General features: G+C 68.2%; 14 protein-coding genes. 7 read left to right on the forward strand and 7 right to left on the reverse strand.

What is annotated here, in order from left to right; all coding sequences use genetic code 11:
- Nucleotides 1–4: 4 nt before the first annotated feature.
- From AC1DU4_RS01785 to AC1DU4_RS01800, 4 genes are all read right to left on the reverse strand, one after another.
- Entirely contained in the window at nt 5–856 is an 852-nt protein-coding gene (locus tag AC1DU4_RS01785) for an MlaE family ABC transporter permease (RefSeq protein WP_477837364.1), read from the reverse strand.
- Nucleotides 857–860: 4 nt separating this feature from the next.
- Nucleotides 861–1,625, reverse strand: coding sequence for an MlaE family ABC transporter permease (locus AC1DU4_RS01790; protein WP_477837365.1), 765 nt, complete (start codon nt 1,623–1,625; stop codon nt 861–863).
- A 593-nt stretch (nt 1,626–2,218) separates the two neighbouring features.
- Nucleotides 2,219–3,127, reverse strand: coding sequence for a 3-oxoacyl-ACP reductase (locus AC1DU4_RS01795; RefSeq protein ID WP_477837441.1), 909 nt, complete (start codon nt 3,125–3,127; stop codon nt 2,219–2,221).
- A gap of 136 nt (nt 3,128–3,263) precedes the next feature.
- Nucleotides 3,264–3,455, reverse strand: a complete 192-nt coding sequence (locus AC1DU4_RS01800) for a ferredoxin (RefSeq protein WP_072843137.1) — start codon at nt 3,453–3,455, stop codon at nt 3,264–3,266.
- Nucleotides 3,456–3,680: 225 nt separating this feature from the next.
- Between AC1DU4_RS01800 and AC1DU4_RS01805 the strand changes: the two genes are divergently transcribed.
- The 3 genes from AC1DU4_RS01805 (at nt 3,681) to AC1DU4_RS01815 (ending at nt 7,683) form a co-directional block, all read left to right on the forward strand.
- Nucleotides 3,681–4,856: an acyl-CoA dehydrogenase family protein gene (locus AC1DU4_RS01805; protein ID WP_072843138.1), complete on the forward strand. Its 1,176-nt coding sequence runs from the start codon at nt 3,681–3,683 to the stop codon at nt 4,854–4,856.
- A 69-nt stretch (nt 4,857–4,925) separates the two neighbouring features.
- Nucleotides 4,926–6,044, forward strand: coding sequence for an acyl-CoA dehydrogenase family protein (locus AC1DU4_RS01810; protein ID WP_477837367.1), 1,119 nt, complete (start codon nt 4,926–4,928; stop codon nt 6,042–6,044).
- A 16-nt stretch (nt 6,045–6,060) separates the two neighbouring features.
- The gene (locus tag AC1DU4_RS01815; RefSeq protein ID WP_477837369.1) at nt 6,061–7,683 is read left to right on the forward strand and encodes a long-chain-fatty-acid--CoA ligase; all 1,623 of its coding nucleotides are present in this window, start codon (nt 6,061–6,063) and stop codon (nt 7,681–7,683) included.
- Nucleotides 7,684–7,813: 130 nt separating this feature from the next.
- Here the strand turns inward: AC1DU4_RS01815 and AC1DU4_RS01820 are convergent, their stop codons facing one another.
- Together AC1DU4_RS01820 and AC1DU4_RS01825 are read right to left on the reverse strand one after the other, a co-directional pair.
- Nucleotides 7,814–8,926, reverse strand: a complete 1,113-nt coding sequence (locus tag AC1DU4_RS01820) for an NAD(P)H-dependent flavin oxidoreductase (RefSeq protein ID WP_072843141.1) — start codon at nt 8,924–8,926, stop codon at nt 7,814–7,816.
- The gene (locus AC1DU4_RS01825; RefSeq protein WP_477837370.1) at nt 8,926–10,572 is read right to left on the reverse strand and encodes an acyl-CoA synthetase; all 1,647 of its coding nucleotides are present in this window, start codon (nt 10,570–10,572) and stop codon (nt 8,926–8,928) included. The genes AC1DU4_RS01820 and AC1DU4_RS01825 overlap by 1 nt, the downstream gene beginning before the upstream one ends.
- An 81-nt stretch (nt 10,573–10,653) precedes the next feature.
- On the opposite strand from AC1DU4_RS01825, the gene AC1DU4_RS01830 reads away from it, so the two are divergent.
- On the forward strand, nt 10,654–11,478 hold the full coding sequence (locus AC1DU4_RS01830; RefSeq protein WP_477837371.1) for a crotonase/enoyl-CoA hydratase family protein: 825 nt from the start codon (nt 10,654–10,656) through the stop codon (nt 11,476–11,478).
- Between the two features lie 143 nt (nt 11,479–11,621).
- On the opposite strand, the gene AC1DU4_RS01835 is transcribed toward AC1DU4_RS01830, so the two are convergent.
- Entirely contained in the window at nt 11,622–12,662 is a 1,041-nt protein-coding gene (locus AC1DU4_RS01835; protein ID WP_477837372.1) for an LLM class F420-dependent oxidoreductase, read from the reverse strand.
- Between the two features lie 77 nt (nt 12,663–12,739).
- On the opposite strand from AC1DU4_RS01835, the gene AC1DU4_RS01840 reads away from it, so the two are divergent.
- Genes AC1DU4_RS01840 through AC1DU4_RS01850 form a run of 3 tightly spaced genes read left to right on the forward strand, consistent with a single transcriptional unit; the run spans nt 12,740 to nt 15,994 of the window.
- Nucleotides 12,740–13,738 carry a Zn-ribbon domain-containing OB-fold protein gene (locus AC1DU4_RS01840; protein WP_477837374.1) on the forward strand — a complete coding sequence of 333 codons (999 nt, stop codon included), beginning with the start codon at nt 12,740–12,742 and terminating at the stop codon, nt 13,736–13,738.
- 13 nt (nt 13,739–13,751) lie between these two features.
- On the forward strand, nt 13,752–14,816 hold the full coding sequence (locus AC1DU4_RS01845; protein WP_477837376.1) for a thiolase domain-containing protein: 1,065 nt from the start codon (nt 13,752–13,754) through the stop codon (nt 14,814–14,816).
- 2 nt (nt 14,817–14,818) lie between these two features.
- On the forward strand, nt 14,819–15,994 hold the full coding sequence (locus AC1DU4_RS01850) for a thiolase domain-containing protein (protein ID WP_477837378.1): 1,176 nt from the start codon (nt 14,819–14,821) through the stop codon (nt 15,992–15,994).
- Nucleotides 15,995–16,011: the final 17 nt, after the last annotated feature.

Below are 16,011 nucleotides of genomic sequence, written 5' to 3' on the forward strand. Positions count from 1 at the left end.
CCCGCTATCCCGAAAGGTTGAAGTTGCCGGACCCGCCGTAGATGGCGAGCGAGATGAGCAGGGTCACCGTGACCACTGCGATCAGGGAGGTGCGCACCGCGTTACCCACGGCGATACCGACGCCGACCGGGCCGCCGCTGGCGGTGAAGCCGTAGTAGGTGTGGATCAGCATGACGGCCAGGCCCATCACGATCGCCTGGGCGAACGACCACAGGATGTCCGTGGGCATCAGGAACGTCGAGAAGTAGTGGTCGTAGACGCCCGGCGACTGGCCGTTGATCACCACCGTGGCGAAACGACTGGCGATGAACGAGGCGATCACGGCCAGGGAGTACAGCGGGACGATCGCGATCATGCCGGCCATGACGCGGGTGCTGACCAGGTACGGGATCGACGGGATCGCCATCGACTCGAGCGCGTCGATCTCCTCGGAGACCCGCATCGCGCCGAGCTGTGCGGTCGAACCTGCCCCGATCGTCGCGGCAAGGCCGATGCCCGCGATGACCGGTGCGGCGATGCGCACGTTGATGAACGCGGCGAAGAAGCCGGTCAGCGCCTCGACGCCGATGTTGCCCAGCGAGGCGAAACCCTGGACGGCGATCACGCCGCCCGAGAACAGAGTGAGGAAGGCGACGATGACGACGGTGCCGCCGATGACCGCGAGGGCACCGGTGCCCATGGCGATCTCGGCGATCAGCCGAATCGTCTCCTTGCGGTAGTGGATCAGCGCCCGCGGCGCCCACGCGACCGCGCGCCAGTAGAACAGCGCCTGGTCGCCGATGGAGTCGATGGCGCCGGAGAACTTGCGCGCCCGACGCCGGGTGCCCCGGAAGCGTCCGGTCAGTGCCAGTGCCATGCCGTCAGCCCGCCGTCAGCTTGATGCCGATGGCAGTGACGAGGACGTTGACCACGAACAACGCCATGAAGGCGAATACGACGGTCTGGTTCACGGCGTCACCCACGCTCTTTGCCCCGCCTTTCACGTTGAGACCCAGGTAGCAGGCGACGAGGCCGGCGATCATGCCGAACAGGCCGGCCTTCAGCTGGGAGATCAGGAGTTCACCGAAGCCGGTCAGCAGCGTGATGCCGTTGACGAAGGCGCCCGGGTTCACGTCCTGCAGGAATACCGAGAACAGGAAGCCGCCGACGATGCCGATGGTGGAGACCAGGCCGTTGAGCAGCAGCGCCACCACGGTCGAGGCAAGCACTCGCGGCACCACCAACCGGTGGATCGGGTTGATGCCGAGCACCTTCATCGCGTCGATCTCCTCGCGAATGGTTCTCGCAGCGAGGTCCGCGCAGATGGCGGTGGCGCCGGCACCGGCGACGATCAGCACGGTGACGATCGGGCCGACCTGGGTCACGGCGCCGAGTGCGGCGCCGGCACCGCTGAGGTCGGCGGCGCCGATCTCGCGGAGCAGGATGTTGATGGTGAAGCTCACCAGCACGGTGAACGGAATCGCCACCAGGACGGTGGGCACCATCGAGACCCGGGCCACGAACCAGGACTGGTCGACGAATTCCTGGCGCTGGAACGGGCGTTGGCCCATCGCGCGGAAGGTCTCCCCCGCCATGGCGAAGAATCCGCCCACGGCGCGCAATGGCACCTCGAGGAGGTCGTTCATCGGTCCTCCTCGTCAGTTCTCGTGCACGAGACTCGTCGGGGGTCGCAAGAATTCCCCCCGAAAGTCTGTGATCCGGGTCATACTAACTAGAACGTGTTCTTGTGTCAAAGCCGGTCACCCTTCGAGCCATTCGGGCGGGTCATTGCGGGTTTCGGGCCGGCCGACACCGCGGCAACCCGGACTTCGTTCAGCATGGGGGAGCTAGGGGCGCGGGGCACGTCGTCCACCGCGGTGAGGCCCAGGACCGCACACAGGTTGGACAGCGACTGCCGCAGCCTAGTTCGACCTACCACATTGCCCCCCTTGATTTTTCACCAACGCCGCTCGAGCGGGAACCGCTCGGCGACGGAGGCCTTCGAACACGGCGCGGCGGGCAGGAAGCCAACTCCCCACTTCCCCACCCGCCGCAGCCATGTGCCTCGCGATCCGGCCGGACTCCGCTCCCGCGTCGCCGGCGAAACGCGCCTAACTTCTAGAACACGTGCTAGCGTTCTTCGGCTCGATGTGAGCACACGCCGAGCACCATCTTGTCCCAGGTTGCAAGGTCCCGTGTTCCGAATCGGGAGATTGCTCGCACAACTAACGAGGCCTCGTCAGCCCAGGGACTTGACCGCCGCGGTGGCGGCGAACATCCGACCCGGATCGCGACCGTCGAAGTAGCCGCCCAGCTTGTCCGCGAGCGCGGCCGGGCTGAACTGCGCGTCGTCGGCGTCGAACCGCTGCTCGACGACCGGTGCCGCCATCAGCGCGACCATCGGGCCGTACACGACGAAGACCTGACCGTTGATCGCGTCCGCGGCCGGCGAGGCCAGGTAGGACACCAGGTTGACGACGTGCTCGGGCGAGAGCGGATCGATGCCGTCCTCCGGCGCGTCACCGAAGACGTTCTCCGTCATCGCCGTGCGCGCCCGCGGGCAGATGGCGTTGGCCCGGACGCCGTAGCGCTCGAGGCCACGTGCGGCCGACAGCGTGAGCGCGGTGATGCCGGCCTTGGCGGCGCCGTAGTTCGGCTGCCCGGCGGGCCCGAGCAGACCGGCCTCCGAGGAGGTGTTGATGAGGCGGCCGTAGACCGGGGCACCCGCCGCCTTCGACTCGGCGCGCCAGTGCACGGCGGCATTGCGGCAGAGCAGGAAGTGGCCACGCAGGTGCACCTTGAGCACCAGGTCCCAGTCCTCGTCGGACATGGAGAAGAGCATCTTGTCGCGGACGATGCCGGCGTTGTTGACCACGATGTCGAGGCCGCCGAACTGCTCGGTCGCGGCCGCCATCAGCGCGTCGGCCGTCGCGCGTTCCCCGATGTCGCCGGCGACGAACAGCGCCTTGCCGCCGAGGGCCTCGACCTCCGCCAGTACCGCGTCCGCGTTCTCGTCGGCGCGCAGGTCGTTGATCACGACGTTCGCACCCTGTCGGACGAGCCCGAGGGCCTCGGCCTTGCCCAGGCCCGACGCTCCACCGGTCACGATCGCGACCTTGCCGTCCAGACTTACCTCGCGACTAGCCAATCTCACCACTGCCTTCGTGAATTTGATGAAGACTCCGACGGACGCGCGCCGCGCATTACCGGCGCGCTCCGCGGATTCCAGCCACGTTCGTGACGGCTGTCACTCTAGAACGTGTTCCTGTTTGCGGCAAGAACTGTCAGGCCTCGAGACGCAGCGCCGCACGCGGGCACTGCGAGACGGCCTCCTTCATCAGGGCCGCCGCCTCCGGGGTGTCCTCCGGCTGGGTGATCAGCAGCTGCTCGTCGTCATCGAGATCGAAGACGTCGGGCGCAATGCCGACACACACGCCGTTGGCCTCACACAGATCAAAATCGACCGTGACCTTCATTGATGATCCTCACTTCTCATTCGAGTCAGACGCCTGCAACGCCGGTTCTACGGGCTGGAACCGCGTGCAGATCCAGCATAAGACTAGAACCCGTTCCACTCCTGTGCAATGATGCGAAAAACCCCCGACGACGGGCCGAAAGCACGCCGCGCCCGGCAAAATCCCGGGACGGAGCGCCGGCCTTCCACAAGACTAGAACCTGTGTCAGAGACCGGAGAGGCACCGATGCACATCAACTACAGCGCGGAGCAACAGAAGTTGCGCGAAGAGCTCCGCGCTTACTTCGCCAAGCTCATCACTCCGGAACGCCGGGAGGCGCTCTCCGCGCAGACCGGCGAGTACGGATCGGGCACCGTCTACCGCGACGTCGTGCGCGAGATGGGCAARGACGGCTGGCTCACTCTCGGCTGGCCCAAGGAGTACGGCGGACAGGAACGCTCGCCGATCGACCAGTTGATCTTCACCGACGAGGCCGCGATCGCCGGCGCCCCGGTCCCGTTCCTCACGATCAACTCCGTCGCGCCGACAATCATGCATTACGGCTCCGAGGAGCAGAAGAAGTTCTTCCTGCCCAAGATCTCCTCGGGTGAGGTGCACTTCTCCATCGGGTACTCCGAGCCCAGCGCGGGCACCGACCTGGCCAGCCTGCGGACCACCGCGGTCAAGGACGGCGACGACTACATCGTCAACGGCCAGAAGATGTGGACCAGCCTCATCGCGTACGCGGACTACGTCTGGCTCGCCGTGCGCACCGACCAGAACGCCAAGAAGCACAAGGGCATCAGCATGCTCATCGTGCCGACCACCGCCGAGGGCTTCTCGTACACGCCCGTGCACACCATGGCGGGTCCGGACACCAGCGCCACCTACTACCAGGACGTGCGCGTGCCGTCGTCCGCACTGGTCGGCGAGGAGAACGGCGGCTGGGGCCTGATGACCAACCAGCTCAACCACGAACGCGTGGCGCTGGTCTCCGCCGCACAGATCCAGGGCGCACTGCGCGACACGATCGAGTGGGCGCAGAACACCAAGATGGCCGACGGTCGTCGCGTCATCGACCAGGAGTGGGTGCAGATCAACATCGCCCGCGTACACGCCAAGGTCGAGTACCTCAAGCTGCTGAACTGGGAGGTCTCCTCGGCCGACGCCCCGAGCAAGGGCGACGCGTCGGCCTGCAAGGTGTTCGGCACCGAGTTCGCCACCGAGGCATACCGACTGCTGATGGAGGTCCTCGGTCCGCTGGCGTACCTGCGCCAGGACTCGAAGGGCGTCGCCGTGCGCGGCCGCCTCGAGCGGTGGCACCGGTCCGCGCTGATCCTGACCTTCGGCGGCGGAACCAACGAGGTGCAGCGCGACATCCTCGCCATGACGGCACTGGGCCAGCCGCCCGCCAAGCGGTGACTGCGACCGCCCACCCGGCGCTGACCCCGGCCCCCACCCTGCGCTGACCGCGCGAGTCAAAGGAACATCATGGACTTCACCCACACAGAGGCCCAGCAGGACCTCGAACAGCTCACCCGGAGCATCGCCGAGAAGCTCACCACCCCGGAACGACTCAAGGAACTCGACGGCGCGCAGGATCGCTTCGACGACAAGCTCTGGAAGGCACTCGCCGACGCCGGCGTGCTCGCCGCAGCGCTGCCGGAATCGGTCGGCGGCGGAGGCTTCGGCATCCTCGAGCAGTGCTCGGTGCTGCGCGAGATCGGCCGGCCCCTCGCACCGGTGCCGTACCTGTCCTCGATCGTCCTCGCCGCCTCGGCACTCGCCGAGTTCGGTGACGACGCCCAGCGGCAGTGGGCGCAGCGCGCCGGTGCCGGCGAGGTCGTCCTCACCGTCGCCCTCGCCGAGGAGCTCAACGACAACCCGGCCAAGCCGGTGACCACGGCAGTGCGCAGCGGCGACGACTGGGTGCTGACCGGCACCAAGATCACCGTGCCCGCAGCCACTTTCGCGGACCTGATCCTGGTTCCCGCCACGACTCCCGAGGGTGTCGCGGTGTTCCTGGTGCAGCCGTCCGACGCCGGGGTCACCGTCGAACGCCAGCGCGTCACGGATTTCAGCGCAGAGTCGATCGTCGAGTTCGCCGGCACCAAGGTCGGTTCGGACCGGCTGCTCGGCAGCACCGTCAACGGCGCCGAGATCATGGACTGGATCCTGGCCCGCGCCGCCGTCGCGCTGAGCGCGACCCAGCTCGGCACCCTGGAGCGAGCCCTGGAACTGGTCGCGGAGTACGCGCGCGAGCGGGTCCAGTTCGACCGTCCGATCGGCAGCTTCCAGGCCGTGGCCCAGCGCCTCGCGGACGCCTTCATCGACGTCAAGGGCGCCCGGTTGACGCTCTGGCAGGCCGCGTGGCGGCTCAGCGAGAACCTGCCGGCCGAGGAGGAGGTCCGGACCGCGAAGTTCTGGGCAGCCGACGCCGGTCACCGGGTGGCGCACACCGTGATCCACATCCACGGCGGCGTCGGACTCGACCGCGAACACCCCGTCCACCGCTACTTCCTGGCGGCCAAGCACAACGAATTCGCGCTCGGCTCGGCCACCGAGCAGTTGCGTCGACTGGGACAGATCCTGGCCGACGTGCCTGCCTGAACCTAGGCTGCACACCATGACGACCGCCACGCCCACTGTCACCGATCTGCTGCTCCGGCTGCGAGACGACAAAGATCACGGAATCCTGTTCGAGGACAAGAAGATTCCATGGTGCGATCACGTCTCGCTCAGTGCCGATCTGGCGGCGGGCCTGGCGACCATGCTTGATCCGGCAGCACCCCGACACATCGGGGTGCTGCTGGACAACGTGCCCGAGTTCTCCCTCCTGCTCGGTGCGGCGGCCCTGGGCGGATCGGTCGTGGTGGGACTGAACACCACCCGCCGCGGCGAGGCCCTCGCCGGCGACATCGCCCGGGCGGACTGCCAGGTGGTCGTCGCCGACTCCTCGACCGTCGAACTGCTCGACGGACTCGACCTCGGCGGGGTCCGCGTGCTCACCGTCGACTCCCCGGACTGGACGGATCTGCTTGCCGCCCACCGCGGCAGCACGGTGCCGGACCGTGTCGCGGCGGGCGACGACCTGTTCATGTTGATCTTCACCTCCGGCACCAGCGGCAACCCGAAGGCCGTGCGGGTCACCCACAAGATGGTCGCCGGGCCGGGGCGGATGCTGGCGGACCGCTTCGAGCTCACCTCCGCCGACACCACCTACGCGTCGATGCCCATGTTCCACTCCGGCGCGGTCATGGCGTGCTGGGCCATCGCCCTGGCCGTCGGCGGGAACTTCGCCCTGCGACGCAAGTTCTCGGCGTCCGGGTTCCTGCCGGACGTGCGCCGATTCGGCGCCACCTTCGCGCACTACGTGGGCAAGCCCCTCGCCTACGTCCTCGCCACACCCGAACGGGGCGACGACGCGGACAACCCGCTGAAGGTCGTCTACGGCAACGAGGGCTCGGCGTCGGCGATCGCCGAGTTCGCACGCCGGTTCGCGACCCGGGTGGTCGACGGCTTCGGCTCCACCGAGGGCGGCGTCCTGATCTCCCGCCCGCCCGGCACGCCTCCCGGAGCACTGGGCCCGCTGCCCGCCGGCATCGCTGTCCTCGATCCGGACGACGGAACTCCCTGTCCCATAGCCGAATTCGACGAGCGCGGACGCATCACCAACGCCGACAAGGCGACCGGCGAACTGGTGAACACCGCCGGCACCGGCAGCTTCGCCGGCTACTACAAGAACCCCGAGGCCGAGGCCGAGCGGGTCCGCGACGGCCAGTACTGGAGCGGCGACCTCGGCTACGTCGACGCCGACGGCTACGTCTACTTCGCCGGCCGCAGCTCCGGATGGATGCGGGTGGACGGCGAGAACCTCGGCACCGCACCGATCGAGAACATCGTCTCCCGGCACCCTCAGATCGTGGAGGCCGCGGCCTACGCGGTCCCGGATCCGCAGGTCGGCGACCGCGTCGCGGTGGCGCTGGTGGTCGCGGACGGCTTCGACGTCGACGAGTTCGCCGAGTTCCTCACCAGCCAGCCCGATCTCGGACCCAAGCAGGTGCCGACGGTCATCCGCATGAGCACAGACCTGCCCAAGACCGCGACGTACAAGGTGCTCGGCCGTTCACTGAGCGCACAGCGCTGGAACTCCCCCGACCCCACCTGGTTCCGGGCCGCCGGGACCACCTCGTTCGTCCCTGTCACCGCCGAACTCGCGGCCAAGCTCGATGCCGAACTCGACCGCTGAGCGCAGACATCTGATCCGACGGTGACGCAGTCCCGCCGGAATTGTTCACCAACACCGAAGGCCGGGTACGAGATTCGTACCCGGCCTTCGGTGTGTGGCCTTCACTGTCCACGCCCGTGGGCGATGGAACCTACTTGAGCTTCTCCAGTCGCGCGACGGTCGCGTCGAACTCGGCAACCAGTTCGGCGATCGACTCGGCGACCGGCCGGATCTCGTTCATCCGCCCGACGATCTGTCCTGCCGGCATCGCGACCACCTCGGGATCCTCCGAAGCGACGATCCGCTGGTGCGCCTCGGCCACCAGCAGGTTCTGCAGCGGCATCGGCAGCGCGTCCGGTGCGCCGGGCTTGGACCAGGCCTCCGTCCACTTGGTCTTGAGCAGGCGAGCCGGCTTGCCCGAGTAGATCCGCGAGCGAACGGTGTCACTCGAGGTCGCGGCGAGCAGCGCGCGCTGCGTTGCCGACGTCCCGTCGGCGGCGCTGCCCAGCTTGTACTCCGCGGCGGTGAGCCAGTACGACCCCATCCACACACCGGAGGCGCCGAGGCTCATCGCCGCCGCGATCTGCCGACCGCTGCCGATACCACCCGCGGCCAGCACGGTGGCTGAATCACCCACCGCGTCGACGATCTCGGGAACCAGGACCATCGAGGCGATCTCACCGGTGTGGCCACCCGCCTCGTAGCCCTGGGCGATGACGATGTCGACGCCGTTGGCAACGTGGCTCAGTGCGTGACCGACCGCGCCGGCCAGGGCCGCGACCGGCACCCCGTGCGCGTGCGCCTCGTCGATGACGTCCTTCGGGGGCGAACCGAGCGCGTTCGCGATCAGCGCCGGACGGTGCCGGAGCGCGACGTCGACCTGCGCGCGGGCCACGGAGTGCAGCCAGCCGAGGGTTCCAGTCGCCCGCTCGACGTCGTCGGACAGCTGCGGAACGCCGAGTTCGTCGAGCGTCCGGTTGACGAACGCACGGTGCTCGGCCGGGATCAGCTTGTCCAGGTCGACGGCCGCACCCTCGGTCGGGATCTTGGCCGGCATGACGATGTCGACGCCGTACGGCTTGCCGTCGGTGTTCTCGTCCATCCAGGTGAGGACGGCCTCGAGCTCCTCGGGGTCGTTGAACCGCACGCAGCCGAGCACACCGAGCCCGCCGGCACGCGACACCGCCGCCGCCACGTGCTCGGACGGGGTGAACGCGAAGATCGGGTACTCGATGCCGAACTTCTCGGCCAGGGCGTTACGCATCAGGAGTTCCCGTTGGTGAGGTGGTCGTCGGCCTCGCGCAGCTCGGTCTGCTCCTTGGCCCAGCGGTAGTCCGGCTTGCCGGCCGGGGACCGCTTGATCGCGTCGACGAACCAGAGGCTACGCGGCACCTTGTAGCCGGCGATCTCCTTGCGCGCCGCGTCGACGATGTCGTTGAGGCTCGGGCGGGTGCCTTCGCGCGGCGCGACGACCGCCGCGACCCGCTGGCCGAAGCGCTCGTCCGGAACACCGACGACGAGGGTGTCGAAGACGTCGGGATGCGACTTGACTGCGCCCTCGACCTCCTCGGGGTAGATCTTCTCGCCGCCGCTGTTGATCGACACCGAACCACGACCGAGCATGGTGACGGTGCCGTCCGCCTCGACGGTGGCGTAGTCGCCGGGGATCGAGTAGCGAACCCCGTTGAACGTCTTGAACGTCGCCGCGGTCTTCACCTCGTCCTTGTAGTAGCCGAGGGGGATGTGCCCGTGACGGGCCAGCAGGCCGACCTGACCGGAACCGGGCTCGACCTGGTTGCCGTCGTCGTCGATGACGACGGTGGAGGCGTCGATCTTCACCCGCGGGCCGCCGGTGTGCTCGAAGCCCTTCGAGATGGTCGCCAGGCCGCCGAAGCCGGTCTCCGACGAACCGATCGAGTCGGTGAGCAGACGGTTGGGCAGCAGGTCGAGGAACTGCTCCTTGAGCGACGGCGAGAACAGGGCCGCGCTGCTCGCGATCACGTACAGCGACGAGAGGTCGTACGGCTCACCGGTCTCCGGGTTGCCGGCGACGAGGGCGTCGACCATGGGGCGCGCCATCGCGTCACCCGTGATGAAGATGAGGTTGACCTTGTGCTTGTCGATGACCTGCCACACCTCGTGGCCGTCGAACTCGGGGTGCATCACGAGGGTGCCGCCGCCGAAGAGGCTGTGGAACACCGCGGACTGCGAGCCGCCGTGGATCATCGGGGGGATCGGGAAGCGGACCATCGCGGGGTTGGCGGCGCCGACCTTCGCGATCTCCCACTCGTCCTCGACCCGCTCGCCGGTGATGAAGTTGGTGCCACCGCCGAGCACCCGCCACCAGTCCTCGTGACGCCACATGACGCCCTTGGGCATGCCGGTGGTGCCGCCGGTGTAGAGCATGAAGATGTCGTCGGGGCTGCGCTCGCCGAAGTCGCGCTCGGGCCGCCCCTCGGACAGGGCCTGCTCGTACTCGACGCCGCCGAACGAGGCGATGTCCAGATCGGTGCCGTCCTCGACGACGATCACGGACTTGACCAGCGGCGTGTTCGGCAGCACGTTGGCCACCTTGTCGACGTACCGGCGCTCGACGATGAGCGCAGCCATGTCCGAGTTCTCGAAGATGTACTGCAACTCGTTCTCGACGTAGCGGTAGTTCACGTTGACCATCACCGCGCGGGCCTTGAACACCGCCACCATGGCCTCGATGGCCTCGATGGTGTTGCGGCTGTAGATGCCCACCTTGTCACCCGGCTTGATGCCGTGATCCTGCAGGTAGTGGGCGAGGCGGTTGGTCCGCTCCTCCAGCTGCGCATAGGTGATCTCGCGGTCGCTGTCCAGCAGCGCCACCCGATCGGGATTCAAGTCGATGGAGTGCTCGACGAAGTCTGCGATATTAAGGGCCACGTCCAACAAAATAGAACGTGTTACCGTTTCATGCAAGGGTCAGTTTGAGACCCACCTCACACGAGATCGGGAGCGAATTAAGTGTCCTCCACCACAGCCGAAGTTTCCGACATTTCGGAACAGTCGCCGCACTGCCTCGTCGAGAAGCGCGGTCACGTCCTCATCGTGACGATGAACCGGCCGGACTCGCGCAACGCCCTGTCGAGCGAGATGATGGCGATCATGACCGAGGCCTGGGACCAGGTCGACGCCGATCCCGACATCCGGGTCGCGATCCTCACCGGCGCCGGGGGCACGTTCTGCGCCGGCATGGACCTCAAGGCGATGAACAAGAACGCCCCCGGCGACAAGTTCGTCAAGGGCGGCATGGACCTGACCAAGCTGCCGGCGCTGCTCAAGGGCCGCCGGCTCAGCAAGCCGCTGATCGCCGCGGTCGAGGGCGCGGCCATCGCCGGCGGCACCGAGATCCTGCAGGGCACCGACATCCGCGTGGCCGGCGAGAGCGCCAAGTTCGGCGTCTCCGAGGCCCGGCTGGGACTGTTCCCGCTCGGCGGTTCCGCGGTCCGCCTGGTCCGCCAGATCCCCTACACCGTCGCCGCCGAGATCCTGCTCACCGGCCGCAACGTCCCGGCACCCGAGGCCAAGGAACTCGGCCTGATCGGCCACGTCGTCCCCGACGGACAGGCCTTGTCCAAGGCGCTCGAGATCGCCGAGGCAATCGCCGCGAACGGCCCGATCGCCGTGCAGGCGATCCTCAAGACCATCCGCGTCACCGAGGGCATGCACGAGGAAGACGCCTTCAAGCTCGAGGCTGAGATCGGCGCCGAGGTGTTCAGGAGCGACGATGCCAAGGAGGGCCCGCGCTCGTTCGCCGAGAAGCGCGCCCCGAAGTTCCAGGGCAAGTAGCGGCACAGATCAAGGCAGGCAAAAACCCCGGCGACTCGGTACCGAGTCGCCGGGGTTTTTGCTTGGACACTCGTTGGCCCGGCCCATGGATCGGGCCCGGGTCGGCGACCCGGGGCCCAGTCCCTGAACCTGTTCYACTCACATCAGCCGGGGTTGATCGCCTCGGACAGCTGACGCATGTGCGCGACGTCCCGACAGGTCACCAGCAGCATGGTGACGCCCGAGTCCTCCCATACCTTGACCTGGTCGCGGACCTCGTCGACGTTGCCGAGAATCATCGTGTCGGTGACCATCTCGTCGGGGACGATCGCGGCCGCCTCCTCCTTGCGACCGGACAGGAAGAGCCTCTGGATCTCCTTCACCTCGTCGCCGTAGCCCATCCGGGTGTACACCTGGGCGTGGAAGTTCACTTCGGCCGCACCCATCCCGCCGACGTACAGCGCGGTGATCGGCTTGAGCTTGGCGATCGCCGCCGCTCGGTCGTCGGTGATGACGACCTGGCAGGTCGCGGCGACCTCGAAGTTCTCCCGGCTGCGCCGGGCACCCGGGCGCGCGAAGCCCTCGTCGAGCCACTCGTTGTACATCGGCGCCAGTCGCGGCGTGTAGTAGATCGCCAGCCAGCCGTCCGCGATCTCCGCGGTCATGGCGACGTTCTTCGGGCCCTCCGCGCCGAGCCAGATCGGCAGGTCCGCGCGCAACGGATGGGTGATCGGCTTGAGCGGCTTGCCGAGGCCCATCCCCGCCTCACCCTGGAACGGCAGCGGGTAGTGCGGGCCGTCGTTGGTCACCGGCGCCTCCCGCGCGAGCACCTGCCGCACGATCGAGACGTACTCCCGGGTGCGCGCGAGCGGCTTCGGGAAGGGCTGGCCGTACCAGCCCTCGACGACCTGCGGGCCGGAGACGCCGAGGCCGAGGATCGCGCGGCCGCCGGAGAGGTGGTCGAGGGTCAGCGCGTGCATGGCGGCGCCGGTCGGCGTACGCGCGGACAGCTGCGCCACCGAGGTGCCGAGCCGGATCCGCTCGGTGCTCGAACCCCACCAGGCCAGCGGAGTGAACGCATCGTTGCCCCACGACTCGGCCGAGAACACCGCGTCGAACCCCGACGCGTCGGCCTCGGCCACCAACTCCTGGGCGTTGGCGGGGGGCTGCGCGCCCCAGTACCCAAGTTGCAAACCGAGCTTCATCGACTGCCTCCATACATGGTGATCAGAACTCACTATTGCTAGTGGAATAAGAACCTGTTCTACTCGACTTTGTGACCATGAGGAAGAGTTCACTGGAACTAGAACCAGATTCGGCGGGCCAGGAGCGGCCGCTGAGCGCGCCGCTGCACATGGCGTTCAACTACACGCGCTCGGTCGGACCGACCATCGGCGCATTCGTGAACGGACTGCGGGAGCATCGCGTGGTCGGCGTGCGCGGGTCGGACGGCCGGGTGCACGTGCCGCCCGCCGAGTACGACCCGGCGACCGCCGAACCGCTCACCGACTTCGTCGAGGTGTCGCCGGTCGGCACGGTCCAGTCGTGGACGTGGGTGTCCGAGCCGATCGCGGGCCAGCCCTTCGACCGGCCGTTCGCCTGGGCACTGGTCAAGCTCGACGGGGCCGACACCTCGCTGCTGCACGCCGTCGACGTCTCCTCCCCCGACGAGATGAGCACCGGCATGCGCGTGCACATCCGCTGGGCCGACGAGACCGTCGGGCACATCCAGGACATCGCCTCCTTCGCGCCGGGTGAGGGCGACGGAACCACCACCGCCGCAGCGCCTTCCGACGCCGAACCGGTCACCATCATCACCACCCCGGTCGACATGATGTACACCCACACCGCCTCCGCCCAGGAGAGCTACTACCTGCGCGGGCTCGTCGAGGGCAAGATCCTCGGCGGCCGGACCGACGCCGCGGGCAAGGTCTACGTGCCCCCGCGCGGCGCCAACCCCACCGACGGCATCCCGACCAAGGAGAAGGTCGAGGTCGCCGACCGCGGCACCGTCACCACGTTCTGCATCGTCAACGTGCCGTTCCTCGGCCAGCGCATCAAGCCGCCGTACGTCGCGGCGTACATCCTGCTCGACGGCGCCGACATCGCGATCCAGCACCTGATCCTCGACATCGACGCCGCCGACGTGCGCATGGGCCTGCGCGTCGAGGCAGTCTGGCGTCCCCGTGAGGAGCGCGGCTACACGCTCGAGTCCATCTCCCACTTCCGTCCTACCGGCGAACCCGACGCCGAGTACGACACCTACAAGCAGCACCTGTAGAGAGGCCCACCCCGTGACAGAGATTGCAGTGGTCGGCTTCGCGCAGGCCCCCCATGTTCGTGAGACCGCAGGCACCACCAACGGTGTCGAGATGCTGGTCCCCATCTTCCAAGAGCTCTACTCCACCCTCGGAATCACGAAGTCCGACATCGGTTTCTGGTGCTCGGGTTCGTCCGACTACCTCGCCGGACGCGCCTTCTCGTTCATCTCCGCGATCGACTCGATCGGCGCGGTGCCGCCGATCAACGAGTCGCACGTCGAGATGGACGCGGCCTGGGCCCTGTACGAGGCCTGGATCAAGATCATGACCGGCCAGGTCGACACGGCCCTGGTTTACGGCTTCGGCAAGTCCTCCGCCGGCAACCTGCGCCAGATCCTCGCCATGCAGCTCGACCCTCACCTGGTCGCCCCGCTGTGGCCGGACTCGCTGTCGGTCGCCGGACTGCAGGCCCGCGCCGGCCTCGACGCCGGCAAGTGGACGCCCGAGCAGATGGCGGAGGTGGTGGTGCGCAGCCGTAAGGCGGCCAAGGACAACCCGCTCAGCCAGCTCTCCGGCGACTACGACGTCGAATCGCTGCTCGCGCAGCCGTTCATCGCCGACCCGCTGCGCGCACACGACTGCGCGCCGATCACGGACGGCGCCTCGGCGATCGTGCTGGCCCGCGGCGACCGCGCCCGCGACATGTGCGAGAACCCCGCCTGGATCACCGGTTTCGAGCACATCATCGACTCCCCCGCCCTCGGCGGACGTGACCTCACCGTCTCGCCGTCCACCACGGCCGCGGCCCGCTCCGCGACGGGCGGCGACCTCGGCGGCATCGAGTTCGCCGAGCTGCATGCGCCGTTCAGCCACCAGGAACTCATCCTGACCGAGGCGATCGGGCTCTCGGAGTCCGTCACCGTCAACGCGTCCGGCGGCCCGCTCTCGGGCAACCCGCTCTTCTCCGCGGGCCTCGAGCGGATCGGTCACGCCGCCMGCAAGATCCACACGGGTGAGGCCGGCCGCACGCTGGCCCACGCCACCAGCGGTCCCGCGCTGCAGCAGAACCTGGTCGCGGTCATGGAAGGACGTAACTGATCATGGGTGGTAAGCACAAGGCTGCGGTCCTCGGCACCGGCCAGACCCACTACGTCGCCAAGCGGACCGACGTCTCGATGTCCGGCCTGGTCCGCGAGGCCATCGACCGTGCCATGGTCGACGCCGAGGTCAGCTGGGACGACATCGACGCCGTCGTCGTCGGCAAGGCCCCCGACATGTTCGAGGGCTCGATGATGCCGGAGCTGGCGATGGCCAACGCGCTCGGCGCCGTCGGCAAGCCCCTGCTGCGCGTGCACACCGCAGGCTCCGTCGGCGGTTCCACGGGCGTCGTGGCGGCGTCCATGGTCCAGTCCGGCGTGCACAAGCGGGTACTGGCCGTGTCCTGGGAGAAGCAGTCCGAGTCGAACGCCATGTGGGCGCTGTCGATCCCGGTGCCGTTCACGATGCCGGTCGGCGCGGGCGCGGGCGGCTACTTCGCCCCGCACGTGCGCTCGTACATCCGCCGCTCCGGCGCGCCCAGCCACATCGGCGCGATGGTCGCGGTCAAGGACCGGCTCAACGGCAGCATCAACCCGTACGCCCACCTCAAGCAGCCCGACATCACGCTCGAGTCGGTGCAGGCGTCCCAGATGCTCTGGGACCCCATCCGTTTCGACGAGACCTGCCCGTCCTCGGACGGCGCCTGCGCCATCGTGATCGGCGACGAGGACACCGCGAAGTCGATGCTCTCCCGCGGCCGCCAGGTGGCGTGGGTGCACGCCACCGCCATGCGCACCGAGCCCACCACGTTCTCCGGGCGCGACCAGGTCAACCCGCAGGCCGGCCGCGACGCCGCCGCCGCCCTGTGGAAGGACGCGGGCATCACCGACCCGTTCAAGGAGATCGACGCCGCCGAGATCTACGTCCCGTTCTCCTGGTTCGAGCCGATGTGGCTGGAGAACCTCGGCTTCGCGGCGGAGGGCACCGGCTGGAAGCTCACCGAGGCCGGCGAGACCGCCCGCGACGGTAGCCTCCCGGTCAACGCGTCGGGCGGCGTGCTTTCGTCCAACCCCATCGGCGCGTCCGGCATGATCCGCTTTGCAGAGGCCGCGATTCAGGTGATGAACCGCGGCGGAGACCACCAGATCCAGGATGCCCGCAAGGCCCTTGGTCACGCCTACGGCGGTGGCTCACAGTACTTCTCGATGTGGGTCGTCGGTGCGGATGAGCCCGAGTAGCCCGAGAGCGCAGACGA

The organism is Rhodococcus sp. P4_F5 (assembly GCF_056401315.1).

Coding starts and splice junctions, on each gene's coding strand:
- AC1DU4_RS01785 (WP_477837364.1), bottom strand. CDS start 856: ATGGCACTGGCACTGACCGGACGCTTCCGGGGCACCCGGCGTCGGGCG.
- AC1DU4_RS01800 (WP_072843137.1), bottom strand. CDS start 3,455: ATGAAGGTCACGGTCGATTTTGATCTGTGTGAGGCCAACGGCGTGTGT.
- AC1DU4_RS01815 (WP_477837369.1), top strand. CDS start 6,061: ATGACGACCGCCACGCCCACTGTCACCGATCTGCTGCTCCGGCTGCGA.
- AC1DU4_RS01835 (WP_477837372.1), bottom strand. CDS start 12,662: ATGAAGCTCGGTTTGCAACTTGGGTACTGGGGCGCGCAGCCCCCCGCC.
- AC1DU4_RS01810 (WP_477837367.1), top strand. CDS start 4,926: ATGGACTTCACCCACACAGAGGCCCAGCAGGACCTCGAACAGCTCACC.
- AC1DU4_RS01850 (WP_477837378.1), top strand. CDS start 14,819: ATGGGTGGTAAGCACAAGGCTGCGGTCCTCGGCACCGGCCAGACCCAC.
- AC1DU4_RS01790 (WP_477837365.1), bottom strand. CDS start 1,625: ATGAACGACCTCCTCGAGGTGCCATTGCGCGCCGTGGGCGGATTCTTC.
- AC1DU4_RS01840 (WP_477837374.1), top strand. CDS start 12,740: ATGAGGAAGAGTTCACTGGAACTAGAACCAGATTCGGCGGGCCAGGAG.
- AC1DU4_RS01820 (WP_072843141.1), bottom strand. CDS start 8,926: ATGCGTAACGCCCTGGCCGAGAAGTTCGGCATCGAGTACCCGATCTTC.